The sequence below is a fragment of the Paenibacillus contaminans genome (assembly GCF_003285015.1).
Taxonomy (GTDB): Bacteria; Bacillota; Bacilli; order Paenibacillales; family NBRC-103111; genus Paenibacillus_V; species Paenibacillus_V contaminans.
The window spans coordinates 1-498 of sequence record NZ_QMFB01000089.1; the positions used below are offsets into that span (position 1 = coordinate 1).

1 protein-coding gene is annotated in these 498 nt (G+C 59.6%); it reads right to left on the bottom strand.

What is annotated here, in order from left to right:
• Window positions 1-498 (bottom strand): DegT/DnrJ/EryC1/StrS family aminotransferase (locus DQG23_RS41660; RefSeq protein ID WP_192894709.1); only part of this gene is annotated, 498 nt, incomplete at both ends.

The window sequence follows — 498 nt, forward strand, 5'->3', positions numbered from 1 at the left end:
TCACATGCGACCCGATGTCTCCCGCTTCGTCAACGACGCCGCGGAATTGGATCGACGGCAGTTTCTCCGCAACCGCCTTTTTGACGGCGCCCGCATGCTTCCGCATCGCCGCGACCATACCGTCCAGCTTGCGCCACTGCTCGACAAGCACCGCGCCGGCCAGCTCGCTCATCCGGTAGTTTTGCCCAACGATTGCGCCGGTTTCTTCCGGAGAATCGATGCCGTAACGCGCTTTGTCGCGGAAAACGCCTTGGTCGTGGTACCGAACCGCCCGCTCGAAAATTTTCGGATCGCGCGTGACGACCGCCCCGCCTTCGCCCGCCGTCAAAATTTTGTTCATCTGGAAGCTGTACACGCCGACATCGCCGACCGTACCCGCATACTGCCCTTTATATTGAATGCCGCAGGACTGCGCGACATCTTCGATGACACGGATATTATGCTTCTTGGCGAACGCCATGACCGGGTCCATATCGACCGGATGGCCGAGAATCGAGA